The organism is Pantoea sp. USHLN256 (assembly GCF_037149875.1).
In the GTDB taxonomy this organism is placed as follows: Bacteria; Pseudomonadota; Gammaproteobacteria; order Enterobacterales; family Enterobacteriaceae; genus Pantoea; species Pantoea nemavictus.
Genome location: NZ_JBBCQO010000002.1, coordinates 249,117 through 264,763 on the forward strand (window position 1 = coordinate 249,117; position 15,647 = coordinate 264,763).

At 50.8% G+C, this 15,647-nt stretch carries 10 protein-coding genes; 1 reads left to right on the forward strand and 9 read right to left on the reverse strand.

From position 1 onward, the window contains the following. Positions 1 to 7: 7 nt before the first annotated feature. The 8 genes from WFL93_RS06315 to WFL93_RS06350 all read right to left on the reverse strand — a co-directional run bounded on the left by WFL93_RS06315 (position 8) and on the right by WFL93_RS06350 (position 13,988). Positions 8 to 1,123: an LLM class flavin-dependent oxidoreductase gene (locus WFL93_RS06315; protein ID WP_336777558.1), complete on the reverse strand. Its 1,116-nt coding sequence runs from the start codon at positions 1,121 to 1,123 to the stop codon at positions 8 to 10. A 14-nt stretch (positions 1,124 to 1,137) separates the two neighbouring features. Beyond that, positions 1,138 to 1,944 carry an alpha/beta fold hydrolase gene (locus tag WFL93_RS06320; RefSeq protein ID WP_336777559.1) on the reverse strand — a complete coding sequence of 269 codons (807 nt, stop codon included), beginning with the start codon at positions 1,942 to 1,944 and terminating at the stop codon, positions 1,138 to 1,140. A 179-nt stretch (positions 1,945 to 2,123) separates the two neighbouring features. Next, the gene (locus WFL93_RS06325; protein WP_336777560.1) at positions 2,124 to 3,011 is read right to left on the reverse strand and encodes a LysR family transcriptional regulator; all 888 of its coding nucleotides are present in this window, start codon (positions 3,009 to 3,011) and stop codon (positions 2,124 to 2,126) included. 67 nt (positions 3,012 to 3,078) lie between these two features. After that, complete coding sequence (locus tag WFL93_RS06330; RefSeq protein WP_336777561.1) at positions 3,079 to 4,686, reverse strand: hypothetical protein; 1,608 nt, start codon at positions 4,684 to 4,686, stop codon at positions 3,079 to 3,081. A gap of 693 nt (positions 4,687 to 5,379) precedes the next feature. Beyond that, positions 5,380 to 11,334 carry an autotransporter outer membrane beta-barrel domain-containing protein gene (locus tag WFL93_RS06335; RefSeq protein ID WP_336777562.1) on the reverse strand — a complete coding sequence of 1,985 codons (5,955 nt, stop codon included), beginning with the start codon at positions 11,332 to 11,334 and terminating at the stop codon, positions 5,380 to 5,382. Between the two features lie 373 nt (positions 11,335 to 11,707). Further along, complete coding sequence (locus tag WFL93_RS06340) at positions 11,708 to 12,319, reverse strand: MAE_28990/MAE_18760 family HEPN-like nuclease (RefSeq protein ID WP_336777563.1); 612 nt, start codon at positions 12,317 to 12,319, stop codon at positions 11,708 to 11,710. Position 12,320: 1 nt separating this feature from the next. Next, a complete protein-coding gene (locus WFL93_RS06345) occupies positions 12,321 to 13,370 on the reverse strand; it encodes a DUF262 domain-containing protein (RefSeq protein ID WP_336777564.1) in 1,050 nt (349 codons plus the stop codon). 147 nt (positions 13,371 to 13,517) lie between these two features. Next, positions 13,518 to 13,988: an Lrp/AsnC family transcriptional regulator gene (locus WFL93_RS06350; protein WP_336777565.1), complete on the reverse strand. Its 471-nt coding sequence runs from the start codon at positions 13,986 to 13,988 to the stop codon at positions 13,518 to 13,520. A 259-nt stretch (positions 13,989 to 14,247) separates the two neighbouring features. On the opposite strand from WFL93_RS06350, the gene WFL93_RS06355 reads away from it, so the two are divergent. Continuing rightward, a complete protein-coding gene (locus WFL93_RS06355) occupies positions 14,248 to 14,670 on the forward strand; it encodes a DUF2000 domain-containing protein (protein ID WP_336777566.1) in 423 nt (140 codons plus the stop codon). Here the strand turns inward: WFL93_RS06355 and WFL93_RS06360 are convergent. Further along, positions 14,667 to 15,569 carry an AraC family transcriptional regulator gene (locus WFL93_RS06360; RefSeq protein WP_336777567.1) on the reverse strand — a complete coding sequence of 301 codons (903 nt, stop codon included), beginning with the start codon at positions 15,567 to 15,569 and terminating at the stop codon, positions 14,667 to 14,669. The genes WFL93_RS06355 and WFL93_RS06360 overlap by 4 nt on opposite strands. Between the last annotated feature and the right edge of the window lie 78 nt (positions 15,570 to 15,647).

The window sequence follows — 15,647 nt, forward strand, 5'->3', positions numbered from 1 at the left end:
GACGGCACTACACTGCATTCGCGCGTTGGTATTCGCGTGCGTGGGTGTTGACGCCATGCTGCTCCAGCACTTCCAGCACCTCAGTGCCAACCGTGCGCAAATCGTCAATAAAGTCCGGTACTATCACCGTCACACCATCAAGTTGTGCGCCTTTAATAATCGCGGCCAATTTGCTGCCGATGGTTTCAGGCGACCCGACCAACGCGGCGCGCGTCATGGAGTTGCGCTGCTCGCCCTGCGACACAAAACGTTGCGCCATGGTGTTCTGCTTGAAGCTCTTATCGCCGGAGTATTCGCGCGTCTGATTATCCAGCGCGATGGTGTCGACGCCCGCGTCATACAGCGCCACCCGCTCATGTGCTTCAGCATCCGTTGCGCCTGGCACGATGGTGAAAAGCCCGTAGGTTTTGAAGTCCGGTTTGCCCTGCTGCATAGCGAGTTCTTTGGCACGCAGCCCGGTTTTGATGAAGTCGTCGTGATCCGAACCGAGCATAAAGCTGCCGGTACAGTGCTCCATAGTGAACAGAAAACCGCGGTCTGAGGCGCCAGCACAGATAATCGGTGGCGGCGATGCCGGTTTTGGGTTCGACATGCAATCGGTCAGTTGGTAATGCTTGCCGTTATGATCGACGCGATCTTCCGTCCATAACCGCTTCAGCACCGTCAGCCACTCCGCCGCCAGTTCGTAGCGCTCGGCATGATCGAGATCCATCCACAAGCCCATTTGCCCCTGATCGGTGGGATTTGAACCGGAGACGATATTCAGACCAAAACGTCCCTGCGAGATTTGATCCAGCACCGCGCTCATTTTCGCTACCACCGCCGGATGAAACACCATGGTGTGTACCGTGCCCCACACGCCAATACGGCTGGTGGCTTCGGCAATCCCCGCCATGGTGGTCAGGCTTTCCAGCGTCACGTCCCAATGCTGTGAGGGCCCACCGTAGCCGCGCCATTTCGCCATCGACAGCGCAAAATCAAATCCCAGCTGTTCCGCTAGCATCGCCACCTGCTTGTTGTAATCGTATGTGGCTGGTAGCTGCGGGCTGGTGGTAGAGGTAATCCAGCCGCCGTTGCCAACCGGCAGAAAGACGCCGAACTCAACATTTTTCGCGCTAGTCATTTCAACTCCTCGATTCAATGCACAGGCGAGTGAAGGCTCGCCATAAAGTCTCGGGTAATTTGGTTAAACAGCGGGGTTTCAGTCTCGGAAAAACTGTGGCCACCCTGCGGCACAATTTTCAGCTGCGCGCCGGGGATGTTCTCGGCCAGCAGGCGTGATTGATAGGGCGGCGTCAGAATGTCGTCCTGCGCACACATCACCAGCGTTGGCGTTTGGATTTGTGGCAGCGCGGCGCTGGCATCGTGCGCCATAATCGCGTCAATACGGCTCAGCACCACGTCGCGCGCCGGAAAGCGTGTTGCCGAAGCCAGCAGCGCGGGCGATAAGGTGTCGGCGTTGGCCTTGATATGTTCTGGCGGATAGAGAAAAAGCGCGCTGCCATGCACATACTCTTCCAGTGAGCTACCTAGCAGCAGCGCACGGCGCATACGGAAGCACCAGTTGAAATGCATATCTGACTTGGCCCAGCTGGCGTACTGCACCATGCCCGCCAGCAGCTGCGGTTGACGTGCCGCCAGAATCTGGCCAATCGCGCCGCCGGTAGAGTGCCCGACTAAAATCGGACGATGCAGTTGCAGCGCGGCAATCAACGCCTGCAAATCGTCCACCAGCGTATCGATGCTGTAAGGTCCGGTAGGATGATCGGACTGGCCCGCACCACGTTGATCGTAAGTCACCACGGTAAAGTCATCCGCGAAAGCACTGACCTGTGGTTGCCAGTAAGCGGCGGTTCCGCCGAGTCCGGAGACAAAAATGATCGTCGGTCCCTGTCCCGCAATTTTATAATGGGTGCGAATTCCGTTAGTCATGATGCTCGGCATCGATTTCCCCCTGGTGGATTTTTGCCTGTCTGCAGCGATGACTAATAAGTACCATGCACTTTCCTGCCAGCTGTAATATCGAATGCAGCACGCGGCGTTGCCGCTTTTAGAACGCGCGGGACGTGCAGCACCTCGATCCGGTCGCCAAAAATCGCGACGCTACCAACCGGGTCGATCACTCAATTAAATTCCCGGCACACATGCTTGAGAAATTGATGGGCGGCAAAGGAGAGCGTGCGGTCGCGATGCACACAGATCTCGATGTTGGCCGATTCCATGGCTTCGTTATCAATCGGTATGGCAATCAATCTGTTCTGTTCTATTTCACGTGCGGCTATTTGTTTCGGACCAATGGTTAACGTGCGCCCGGCAATGGCCATCGCTTTGGTCAGTTCGAGATTGTTGGTGTTCACTATCGAACGCGGGTTGAGATGCAGGCTGCGCGTGACTTTGTCGAAAGTTTGCCGCATGCCAAAACTGGACACCGGCAGCGCCACCGGATAAAAACAGATGTCTTCAAGGGTAAGGGATTGGTGCTGGGTAAGCGGATGCTGCGGGGAAACCAGGCACTGAATTGGTGCAGGACAGCGCTTAATCACTTCTATTCCAGGGCGATCGCCCATGTTGAAGACGATGCCAATATCGATCTCATCACGAATGATGGCTTCAATGGTCCGATCGGAAGATTCGCTGTTAATGGAGAACTGAATCGCGGGGTAGTTTTCATTAAAGTCAGTCATGATGCGCGGTAAAATAGCCTGTACCACCGCTTCAATCACCCAAATTTTCACTTCGCCTTCGCGCAACCCTTTTAAGTTTTTGATCGACTCGTGAATGCGATCGAGGTCGCGACACATCTTGCGCGTAAAGCGCTCGAGCATCATGCCTGCCGGGGTCAGGCGAATGCCGGTATTACTACGTTCAAGCAGCATCACGCCAAGCGTATGTTCGAGTAAGGCGATTTGCCGACTAATGGCCGAGGGCGCGACGTGCAGACGATCCGCTGCGCGCCTGATCGATCCGGTGGCAGCGACTTCGTTGAAGTATTTATAGGTGTTGAGGTTCACTTACATCGCCCTGTGTAAAGGATTTATCGCACAAGGTGATGCAAGAGTTATTCCATATCTCGAAACATTACTTACTGGGATTAATTATACTCACGGTGTCTGACTCAATACCCTGTTGCCTAAGCATGTAACCTAAATCATCCACTAAATCAGTAATGATATAAATGCGACTTCCAGGATAATGTATTTGTTGGCTGATTATGTGCTGGCACAACCTTTCCATTCCTCTAACCTCATTATTTACCCCGTCAGTTTCACCCGACATATCTATTAACCCGGGATAGCTCTCCCCTTCATAACTCATAACCTCATGGGCAAAGGTCCAAATTTTAACCTGCCCGCCTTCAGCGGATAAATCCGCCTTCTCGGTAACAAAATCCTGGAATTCCCCATTAAAATAATGGCGCATGCTATGTGATATATCGATATACCATACTTCATTGAGATGGCGTTTAAAGAGGTGTGTTTGTTGTAAAAAATCTTCAAACGCCTGAGTTTCTGTCGTATCTGGTGAGACTTGGGTGAAAAGCATTTGGCGACTGTTATTCACATGACGGTGATTATCAATGCCATCATAATTAACTACCACCACCTGTCCATGTTGCGGACAAACACCGGCAGAATATTTATTGAACACAATATCAATATGCGCATCGGTCAATTCGATACGTTGTTTACATTCGATAATTAACGTTGAGTTTTGAGCAGTAACATTTTCATCAGTGGTAAGCACTAAATCGGGATGAATAGCATCATTATCTTGGTTCACATAGCGGGGTTGATAAATCAACTTGTAATCAGAATGCGGATGCGTCGCAAGCGTTACTGTTTTTCCTAGCGCCAGCGGCGAGCGGCCATCTTGCGCGGCTTTGAGCTGGAATCCGCAGCGGGATAATTGCTGACAGCTAATAGCAATTACCCAGATTTCATACACTTGCCATCTGAATTTCCAGAAGGGCAATTCAATAAATTCACTGGCAATTTGTTCGATATTTTCATTGCTGAAATGGGTTTGGACTTCAGTTAGTAACTCAGCATAACCAGGATGATTTTCGACAACTTCTTCAATATGGCCATTTTTTTCATGATGTCTATCGCCAATGTAACAATTATTCAACCCCTTAAAGATAGTATAATGTTCATCGCCGTAGATTTTGTTTGCGCGTTTAAGAATTGAAAAAAGCTCTAATGCACTCCAGTCAATGTTATTATCGCTAATATCAATGGAAAGTTTATTAATAACTTCATGCCCCATCCAATCCATCACATCATTCTTGACCCGCCGCATCTGCTCGTAATCTCCGGGCATCAAGGTTTTGAGTTGTTCAAAATGACGAAATGCTTCCATGGTAAAATCCACGTTACCACTGTCTGTTTCAACTTGCCATTGAATTAAACCTTCGCCGCTTGCTGTAAGGAAGTTAAAACGTTCACAATAATTAATAATATCGGCATACATTTTAGATAACGGTTCTGCTACAGCAATCAAGGCGCGCAAATATGCTTCGGCAGAAACATGACGCGACTCCAATGCTGAAATGAACTCACCTTCGGGTAAATCCAACCGCTGTTTCATTTTTCGATACAGATCAAGATCGCGAGAATGTTCAGGATGGAAATCAAAATTTTGGTTTTTTAGCAAAAAGCGATGTAGCTCAGCAGCCGAAGTGATCATCGAATGAAGTTCCTTATCATATTAAGTCAAATAATGGGTTAACTATGTGCGAAATTGATTGGCAATAGGCGCGTTAATTCAAGTATGATTCGAATGTAGCGAAAGCGTATATTAAATCCAAGCAGAATTTATTTTACCGACGAAGTTTGAAAGGGATTCGAACGGTTGCCATCCATAGCGTGTTGAACGTCAGTTAAGCGTTTTTTCGGTCACATAAATGGCGCCTCTACGAAGCGTGAAATTTGTAGGGGCGCCATTCATGGCGTAATGCCGATCAGTTAAGCGCTGAGCGACTTTCGTTCGCCATCGGCTGAGGCAGTTTCATCTACGCCGTGCGGCGACCGAGAAGAGGGCGTCTGGGCCACGCCCTCTTCACTCCCCGGCCCTGCGCCAGCCCATCCCGCCGCTACGCGGTGCCTTCACTCCCTCACGATTCCTGACGGACCGGCGGCGATTCGCTCCTGCTCAGCGCCGCCTCTCGCCGCATCCCTGCGGCTCGCCCTGGAATCCCTCACTCGCTCAGCGGGCTGGGATGTCGCCTCAACACCCGCGCTGCAGCATCAATGCGTTTTTCCAAATCACCATCGCTATAACGCCTGTAGGGTCGCCATTCATGGCGACCAGATAACCCCCGCGGAGCCAGTGTGCTGCTTAACTGACGAGCATTACGCCATTCATGGCGACCTGGATCAATCAAAATGACCACCTAACGCCTGCATTATAGCGCCAGCCTTTGGCACCGTTGCCGTCGATCTCTTTGCGGTAATCCGCTTCGGCATACAACGATACATCCTTGTTTAGCGTTGCGCTGCCGCCCAGGCCGACATCCCACATCTGGCCGATTTTACCGCTGTCAAACGTTTGACTGCCTTCTGCATCCGCCGCACCAATTTTGGTTTTCGCAGTGCCGCCCCAGCCTTTGTAGTAATTGGCGCGAACATATGGCGTATAGGCGTTCTGGCTGCCGTCTTGCCAGGTGCGATCGAGGCGCGCGCCGAGGCGGCCAATGGTTTGATCGTAATCGTTATACGACACGCGGGTGTTATCACGATCGGTGAAGCTATCCATCTTCATCTGCAGCCAGGTAATTTGCGCCTGCGGTTCGAGGCGCACGCCGTTGGCGAAGGTGAACGGATAGCCCGACTCCACCGAGGCCGTCCAGCCGTTGCCTTTCGGTGATGCCACCTCTTTCTGCCGCGCAATATCCGTCTCGCCGCGATACCAGCCCCAACTCAATGAGCCATCGAGGTAGAATCCGCTGTCGCGCAGCCAGGTGCCGTAGAGCGAAATGGTGTCGCTATCGAAACTGGTGGAGCTGTAACCGTCCGCCGCCTGTGGACGAATACGCGTATTACCCCGCGTATACGCCACCCCACCGCGCAGGCTCTCTTCAGCGCCATCCACCTGCAGCAGATTGCCGCCCAGTTGCACCGCGCTGTAATCCAGGTCGAAGTCGTAACCGTAATCGGCTAAACCGCGATTACTTTGGTACTTCAGATTAGAGCCGAGATAACGGATAAACATCTCGCCGCCCACGCCTTCAGGCCCGCCTTGCTGCTGACGCAGTTCACCGAGGCGCTTATGCAAGTCGTCAGTCACCGCCAGCGAGTAGTAAGCCAGACCGACCGGCGCCGAGATATACGATGGCACCTGCGGTGTAACGGCCAGGCGCGCCGCACGCTGGCCGCTGCCCGCTCGCGGCTGGCACAGCGAGCCGTCTTCACAGACGAAGGTGTTGGCGAGACGATAATCCCAAGCGCCCGCAGCCGAACTGCCTGGCGCGAAGCTGGCTAAGCCGTATTGCCACGGCCCAGATGCGACATAGCCATTCTTCAGCACAAAGCTGGTGGCGTTGGCGTTACCGGTTACCTGCGCCAGCGAGACGCCTTCGTTGGCAGCTATCACGCCATCGCGGTTGCTATTCAGCAGCGGGCCGCCAGCCAGTTTATCCTCAATCAAAGTGGTGCCCGTGGCATTGCCGTTGACGCGTAACAAATCACTTTGCGTTGCCGTCGAATTGAGTTTCAGGTTGCCGCCGGTTGATGCCAAATCGCCATCAATGGTTAAGGTATTCGCCGCTGCGTTGTCGCCGTTGGTGAGATCCAGCGTACCGGCGTTGTTTACCACCAGCGAATCGCCGGTTGCGCCCTGCAGCAGCGGATTAACGTTATCACCGGCGTACAACGTACTGCCGGCATCAATATTGATGGTGCTGTGTGCCAGTTTGATATTGTCGGTCAGCGTCCATTGGGTATCGAAGAAGTTGAGCGTGCTCCAGCCCGCGCCGAGGTTGGTGCCTTTGCTGGCATCATCGCTGGCAAAGGAACCGCCGCGCGCCGACAGCGTGCTGAGGTTAAGCGTGCTGCCCGCCCCGTTTTCCGTGGTGATGTGGCGCGTATCCGCCAGGCTGACTTTTTGCACCGTCGCCTGATTCGCCGCACCGCTGCCCATCGTCAGGCTGCCGTTCAGCGTGCCGCCGGTAACGATCAGCTCATCGCTGCCGCTGCCGGTATTCACGTCGCCGATTACCGAACCATCAAGGAGCGCGATCACATCATTGCCTGCGCCACCGGCCACCACGACCTGATCCGGGAACGGTGCGTTGATGGTGCCTTCATTGACAAATACCGTGTTTCCGCCGCGCAAATCGATTAGCGGAGAGACGCGACTGAGTGAGCTAATCGATCCCTGATTGATCACCTGGCTGGCGGTGCTGGTCTTAATCGCCGAGCCGCCGTTAGCATCGCGAATGCTAATCGACCCCTGCGAAATGACGCTGCCGCTGGTATTGGCGCGGACGCCGGTGCCCTGCGTGGAAACCAGAATCGAATAGTCCTTGCCGATCACCAGATCGTTACTGGTGGTCGAGCCATCTTCATTTTCGAAGCGATAGCCGGTGCCGGTACCGCTGACGTTAATCAGCACGCGACCATTAGGATCAAATGAGGTGGCCGAACGCACGCCGTTGCCGCCTGATACTTCAAGCATCACGTTATCCAGCGAGATGTTGGCGGTTTCAGCGCGGTTATTGAGGGCACTTCCGCTGCCTAAAGCGCCGATAATGATGTCGTTGGCTTCAACGCCCTGCGCACCGCTATCGAGCAGCAAACCGTCGGCTTTGCGCATCGCTTGTATCGTGCTCGCGCCCTGCCCGTCACCATAGATTTTTAGCCAGCCACCGTCGCCAACACGCAACGCGGCGATGCCGTCGTCAACGCGCAGGGAGCTATCCATTGGCACGTATTGCCCGTAGCCGCTGCTGACGTCTACGCCCGTGCCCGAAGCAATATGGATGCTGCCACGGTTAATGAAATTACCGCCGTCATGCACGCGCGCGCCGGTGCTGTTGGGGCCGCGCAGATCGACTGCGCCCTGATACTGGTTGAAAATGCGCGCGCCGTCGCTGACATCAAAAGCGGTGGCATGGCGGCCATTGCCGTTGATTAAACCCGCGGCGTAGATCTCCGTTTCATTGGTACTCGCCTGTGCCGCGGTATTGTTGCGTCCGTTAAGCGTGATGGTGTTGGTTAATACGCCGGAAGCGTTATAGGTTGCGCGCATCACCGTGGCATTCTTGCCGGTAACAAGATAATTATCGGTCCCAGACACGTAGGATCCCGACTCTGACACCACAATACCGGTGGTGTTTTTGCCGCTGAGCGTAACGGTGCCGGCGGCCTGCGGGTAGAGCCACCCCTCTGTGGCGACTTCATACAGCGTCGAACCTTCAGTACTAACGTTAACGTTGCCACCATTGCTGATCAGCCGCGAACCGTGATCCTGAATCTGATAGCCCACCTGCTGCGGATGATGAAACACCACGCTACTCTGCGGGCCAAGGTTTACCTGTCCCCCCGCGCTCACCAGTCCACCGACCGTGTAATCGCCAAACAGATTCATGGTGCTGTTTTGATTGATGCGGGATAGCCGGTCATAGGCAACAAAGCCGTAGGCGCCCGAGTAAATATTCAGCGTACCGGTATTGTTGATGTCAGTGGTTGTCACCTTGTCGCCGACAAACTCATAACCATCGGCATACAGCGCCACACCATTATTGGCGACGCTGATTACGCCGCTATTGGTCACCTTGCCGCCGTTAGTCGCATAGATAGCCTGCGGTGCCAACCCCATTAAGCTGATATTGGCGGTATTGATCACCTGCGCATGATTACGCGCAATCAAACCACGCTGAAATTTATCATTACCGCTTAGCGCTGCATGGTTGGTTAACAAGGTATTTTCATTAAACTGCGTATCGGGATTAACCACAGAGCCCTGCAACAAATAGCGATTACCGTCCACTTGAGCCCAGCGGGCATCTTGACCGATAAGGTTGACCTTGGTTGCCGCATCAACGGTGGCACGTGCACCGTCGGTAATCCACAGCCCGGAAGCGTAATCACTGTTCAGATTGAAGGTCGCACCGTGAGTGGCGATCTCGCTGCCGTCGCCAGCGGCAAATACGCCAAGGGCAAAGGGCGCATTCATGGAGAGCGTCGTGCCGCGGCCATCAAAATCCGCGCCCTGCTCAAGGCGAAAAAGCGTGCCGCCGTTACTAGATGTGGCGTAGTGCCCGTTAGCCGGCAAGTTGATTTTGGCGTTGGGCCCGATGGTGTAAAAACTGATTTGTCGCTGAGCGAGAAAGTCTCCATTGCCTACGGATGAGGGCACGGCGCTGGGAGTGACGTTGACTGTGGCATTGCCTTCAGCGCGGATGCCGATGCCTGCCGTGCCGCGCAAATTAATTTTCCCGCTGAGATTAGCCGTAGCGCTGCTGCCCGGCTCACCTATTACCCAAACCGCGGTATTGTTGGTGCCGCTAAAACGATCGGCATCACCACGCAGGTTAATGGTGCCGCTGGAGTAAGCGCTAGCGCTGTCACCATCACGCGCGATGACTTTGAGGCCGGTGCCGTTATCGCCATTAAGATTGATGGTGCCAGCATTGCCCACCTTACCGCCGCTGCCGGCATTAATCGCCAACATGCCAACGTTTTCAAGGGGCTGATATTGCGCTTTGCCATTTACATCGATCACACCGTTGTTGCGGGTAACGGCGTTCGGCGCAAGTTCTACCCGCATTCCCACCGCATTTTGTACTTTGGAACCAATCACGATGCGGCCATCGTTAATCACTTTTGAATCCAGCAGCTGATAAATGCCGCTGACACCGCCACTCAAATTAACGGCGACCTCTTCGCTGCGATCATTTTTACGATTCTGCGGTGCACGGCCGATATAGAGAGTGCCGTCTTTGGCATTCACGAAACTACCGTTTCCATCGCTGCTCGGCAGCACGCCCGCCGCGCCGCCAGCGCCGGAAATGTCGCTGACGCCGACATTGATATTGCCGTGGTTCACTATCTTGCTGTTGTAGGAACTGATGCCGGTACTAAAGTCCGCACCGGGTTGCAGATTGATGACGCCTCGATTGATAAAGTGGCTACTGTAATTGGCGGTCACCGCGCTACCGGCCGTACCAACCGTGCTGCTATCGACGCCTTTGCCGTTGGCATTATTAAGAAAACCGGCATTAATCACGCCATTGTTTATTCCGCGCGCGCCGTTGAGCAACTCCAGGCCAGAACCGGTGCTGGAGAGCTTGCCATTGATAATCGCTTTCGCGCCATTTATGGCGCGCATCACCACGCTATTGCTGTTCACCACCTCCAGCGTTTTGCCGCGATTGATTTTGACCGTCGCCTTAGGACCATCGGCGCTGAGCACCACCTGATCGAAAATCGGTAGCGCCACCTCATCGTCGAAGTTGTTGCTGCTCATGCGATAGACCACGCGTCCGTCCCGCAGCGCGTAGGCTTTGTTAAATTCTGCGTTGTAGCTGTCGGTGCTGAGATTGGCGTTGGACAGTTGATCGATCAGCCAATCGTTGTAATTGCGTAGATCATTGAGATTGGTGACGTTGAAGGTGCTGGTGCCGCCGTCCAGCGTGTTGACGGTGAAAACACCCGCATATTGCACCACGTTGTCCACGTCATAAGCCAGGCGATCGCCGCCGTATGGCGTGGTGCCTGCGGTGAAGGTGATGCGATTATTGGAATTCCAATTGAGGTTGCCTTTGTTGCTGGCGGTAAATAACTGGCTTTGCTTCGCCGCCATCGACCAGCTATTCGTTGAGGAATTGGCCGCTGCGTTATGCTCGCCAATATCGATATTAAGCGTGCCATTGCTGACGGCAGCGACGCGTGCATTAATATATTGTTTGTCGTTTACATCAAAATAATCTGGCACTACGGTATCCAGACCTACTGCGGGAAGATCGACAATTTCAGACGTTTTAAACACTGAATATGTGGTGTAAGTATTTTCCTCATAATTAGGAATACCAATTAAATAGCTCTGCTGACCGATTTGCAGTCGTGCTTCGCCAATGACATTGTCATTGATAATTCGGCCAATAGTGCGCAACTCACCAATCGTCACGCTGCCCGTGCCATTCTCACCGGGCGTAAACTGCGGTAATCCACTGAGCGTTTGCGTGCTGCCATTACATAAACAGTACGCCCCCACCTTATTGTCATTAATTTCAGGCGTATAGGGCTTTAATATCGCAGCCGTTGTCGGCAGCACAGGGAACATCATGCCTTGCGCAGCCACAAGGCTTAGTAACACCGGATTTAATTTAAACACAATGTTTTCCTCAACAGAGAAAAGACAAATTGCGTACGGATGTACGCTTCAGGTTTGTTTAACTGACTGAATTATTTTGTTTCAGGTTTTTAATGTTTGAAATTGGGTGAAATGAGTATCAACGCTAGGTAGGGTTAGCGTCTAGTTTGAGTTAAGGATTTGTGAGATGGGAGAGAGGATTTAGGAATTTGGCTAACAAATAAAGCCTAACTATTGGATCTAATTATCATCTTCAGAAAGTAAAATATGTCATAAGGATGCAGTAATTATTAAGCCAATCTAATAATGCTGCATATCATCAACTTTTATCATCAAGCAAATAGTTATCTATACTAATTTTCAATTAAGCCCCTTCTATGAAGAGGCTTAACTGTCAAGCTGACCGCGCATAGAGATAGTTTTGATGAGTCAAGTAGTTATCTATTTCACCAATTAATATATCGACACCGTCTTGTACCGCTTTAATATAGTCTTCAATGTTTTGCTGAGATGGTATAATTGAATTCTCACCATGAGCAATACAGTTTCGCACTTGGACCAGACGATCTAATATTGGATTCACTTCTTTGAATTTTTTAAATTCAAAATCAAACATCTGACAAAGTTCATTAAGAACTTCGCTTTTCAAATTTGATTTTGTCTCAACTTTAGTTTTGAATTTAATAGTATCTGAAAGTAAATTATGGAACCTATCAGTAAAATCACAACGTTGGCTGAATGATTGTTTTCCACTTAACGTCCTATAATAGTCTCCTAAACCTACAACTATGAGTTTTGTCGGAATTTGAGTTGGTCTCAAATTTAGTGCATTTAGATGCTTGAGTAACATTTTCAAAGAGCTAACAACGAAGCCTTCCCAATGAGCATATATCATGGGCACGCACATTCTGGCCCATAATTGTGAATCAACTTCATTAGGATTGATTTTAAATTTTGCAAACTCTCCATCACGCCAAACATTCATTTCATTGATTTCATCAATCAACCTATGCACTTTTGAATATCTCAAGTGCACGATCCATTCTCAATCGAATTCGCGTTGTTGAAAAAGTTTGCACACTAATATCTTGATACTGCTTATCGTTTAATAGAATTTCAATTGCCTTCAGAATTCTTTTTTCATTTCCTAATATGGAATCAAAAACCTTAGGCATAGCATATGATACTGAATCAAATAAATGTTGAGCAAATGGACCTTTCGGGCGGAACATTCTATTACCATTATTCTTGACTAAAAAATCAACAAATTCAACAATCGAACGTTTTTCTTTTTCAAGATCAAACTCGATCTCTCCCTTAGAAACATTTCTCATAAAATCTGAGAGAAAATTAGGAATGGTTGTCTTAAAATCACCATCAAAGTGTTTAAACGCAAAATAGCGAAGCACTAATTCTTCTAAGAACATCTCTTCCTTTTTAGTAGGAGATGGGCTTATAAGGTGATTAAAACTTGGTAAAACTGCAACATCTCTTAAAACTTGATTAAGATCAACAGGATAAGATCTAAAAATACAATTTCTTATTTCTTGATCGGACAAAGGACTAGCACCGGTATTTAACCTATTAAACAACTCATACCTTATATCTTCATTACTATCCCACCTAACAATTTCCACCCTACATACTGCTCTCTTAATTGTCGTTTTAAGCCTGATTGGAAAATTATCTATGGTTACTTCGTCAAGTTCCGCAACCATTTCTCCTTCGCAAAGTTTAAGATTATTTCTTTCAGGAAAGTTGGCTAATATTCCAAAGAAAGAAAAAATTGTTGATATCCTTTGAAGGCCATCCACCACCTCCCATTTGCCTTTATCATCTTCAGCTACAAAAATGGGAGGGATTGGAATTCCTAATAAGACAGACTCAATGAATCGAGTCTGCTGAAATATCGACCATCGAAAGGCACGTTGGTATTCTGGAGTGATGAATAAATCCCCATCCTCATACATATTCATGAGCTCACCAAAAGACATATCTAATCGATCTGCCTTCAGTGAATTTCGTTTTTTTGTTATAACTTCTTCAATATCAACCATTGCTGCTCCTTCAACGCGGTGACCATAATAATTATTGCATGCCCGATTCTATAGAGTGAGCAAAATGCAAAATACATTGATTTTTTTTGACAAAGTAGAAATTACACTTTTTTGATGAAATCGCCAATAAAAATTTCATAAGAATGACTAACTACCAGTCCTCAATGGCCAGGCCGCCAAGCCCTTTATCTCTTTCAGCACAAACATACTCTGCATCTCTTTTATCCCCGGCAGTCTACGAATAACCGACATCGCGAAGTCGGCATACGCATCCATATCTGCCGCCACCACCTGCAATAAGAAATCGGCATCGCCGCCGATGCTATAGCAGGACACCACATTATCCAGCGACATCACTTCCTGTTCGAATTTACGCGCTTCGGCTTCACTGTGGCTATCAATAGAGACGCGCACGAACACCATCACATTAAGGCCAATCTTTTTTCGATTAAGTACCGCACGATAACCCTGAATCACTTCATCCTCTTCCAGCTTGCGCACTTTGCGCCAGGTGGGGGATGCGGAGAGGCCAATTTCGTCGGCGAGGTGTTGGTTGGTGATGCGCGCGTCCTGCTGCAACTGCTGAAGAATTTTGATATCTGTCTTGCTTAAGCTCATAACGGGATAATCCTTTCCGTAGACTTGCGGTTTAGGGATTTTTTATCCCTAACGCGTCCTTTTTGCAATGCATTCCGCAAGCACTTTTCTTTCGCCTTGCCGCATACTTTTCACTTGATGATTGCCATCAGAATCATTGCACGGAAGTCGCCATGAATGGCGACCCTACGTCGTAGGGTGCGCATTTATGCGCGCCAGGCAGACCAGATTATTCGCTGAACCGCGCACCTCTAAACCCACTCAAAGTGAAGGCTGTATCATGAATTTCGACGCAAACATCCATCGCTGCACCATCGTGATTGATCAGCAACTGCCCGCAGGATTGGCAATGAACGCTTGTAGCGTTATCGGCATTAGTTTTGGAAAATTGATAGGCAATTTGGTGGGGCCGGACCAGCAGAGCCAGGATGGCGTGAGCTATCCTGGCGTTATTTACGCGCCGCTGCCGGTGTTATTGGCGGATGGCAATTACCTGCGCGAGTTGCAGCAAATAAGCGGCGTCGATAATGAGATCTTTGCGATGCCGTTCAGCGCGCTGGCACAATCCTGCAAAACCTACGATGAATATGGCGAACGTATCGCCAACGCGCACAGCGATCATATTGAGTTGGTGGCGTTGGGTTTGATCGGTCCCAGGAAAAAAATTACCCGTTTAACCGGCAATTTGAAGCTTTATCGCTAAACATCCTCTTCGGCCGCAAACCATGCAGGTGGCTGGCCGACGTAGCGGCTGAATGCCACGCTGAACGCGCTGGCAGAGCGATAACCGACGCGCTCCGCCACTTCGGCTACCGCCATGTTTTTACCACGCAGCAGATTTTTCGCGAGCGCCATGCGCCACGTCAGCAGATAAACCATCGGCGCGACGCCAACTGCAGCCCGAAAACGCACAAAGAAAGCGGAACGCGAAAGCGCAGCGGCTTTAGCCAGTTCTGCCACCGTCCAGCTGTGCGCCGGATTAGCGTGAATAGCGCGGATCGCTGCCGCCAGGCGCTCATCGGCTAATCCGCCCATTACGCCCGGACACGTATTACAGATCGGCATCGATCGCAGCGCCTCTATTAATAGCAGCTCCAGCAAGCGCTCCAGCACCACATGGCGCGCCGGCCGCTGCGCGCGACATTCGTCCATCACCAATTGCACCAAGGTGGTCAGGCGAGATTCACCGCGCACCTGAATAAACTGCGGCAGCAGCGAGACGATCAATCCAGCATCGGGCGCGCCGAACTGGCAATAGCCAATTAAGGTTTCCACGTCGGCTGGCTGCTGCTGATCGCCAATCCAGAACTCGCCGGGTGCGAGCATCTGCGGCACGGTTTCTGGCGCATCGTCGGCAGGTGGTTCAGCGCTGGTCATGCAAAATTCCCATGCGGCCGGAATCAGTACAAAGTCGCCCTGCTCAAGGTTTATTGGCGCATGCCCTTTCATCTTCAATTGGCTGCGGCCTGCCAGCACCAGGCAATAGAATGGTTGGCCGGTTTCGCTACGATGTACGCGCCAGCTACCATTAGCTCGCGCACGCTTGGAGAAAGCTGCTTGCGGCTGTAGCAACGAAACCATCTCAGCTAAGGGATCGATCATTTGGACTCCTGCTAATGAAAGTAGGACTCTGCATTGTAGTGAGTCCAGCACATTGACTCTATAGTGATCGCCTACCCT

Bases quoted from the DNA above. Each gene is read 5' to 3' on its own strand.
- WFL93_RS06315 (WP_336777558.1), bottom strand. From the start codon at position 1,123: ATGACTAGCGCGAAAAATGTTGAGTTCGGCGTCTTTCTGCCGGTTGGC.
- WFL93_RS06320 (WP_336777559.1), bottom strand. From the start codon at position 1,944: ATGCCGAGCATCATGACTAACGGAATTCGCACCCATTATAAAATTGCG.
- WFL93_RS06330 (WP_336777561.1), bottom strand. From the start codon at position 4,686: ATGATCACTTCGGCTGCTGAGCTACATCGCTTTTTGCTAAAAAACCAA.
- WFL93_RS06345 (WP_336777564.1), bottom strand. From the start codon at position 13,370: ATGGTTGATATTGAAGAAGTTATAACAAAAAAACGAAATTCACTGAAG.
- WFL93_RS06350 (WP_336777565.1), bottom strand. From the start codon at position 13,988: ATGAGCTTAAGCAAGACAGATATCAAAATTCTTCAGCAGTTGCAGCAG.
- WFL93_RS06355 (WP_336777566.1), top strand. From the start codon at position 14,248: ATGAATTTCGACGCAAACATCCATCGCTGCACCATCGTGATTGATCAG.
- WFL93_RS06360 (WP_336777567.1), bottom strand. From the start codon at position 15,569: ATGATCGATCCCTTAGCTGAGATGGTTTCGTTGCTACAGCCGCAAGCA.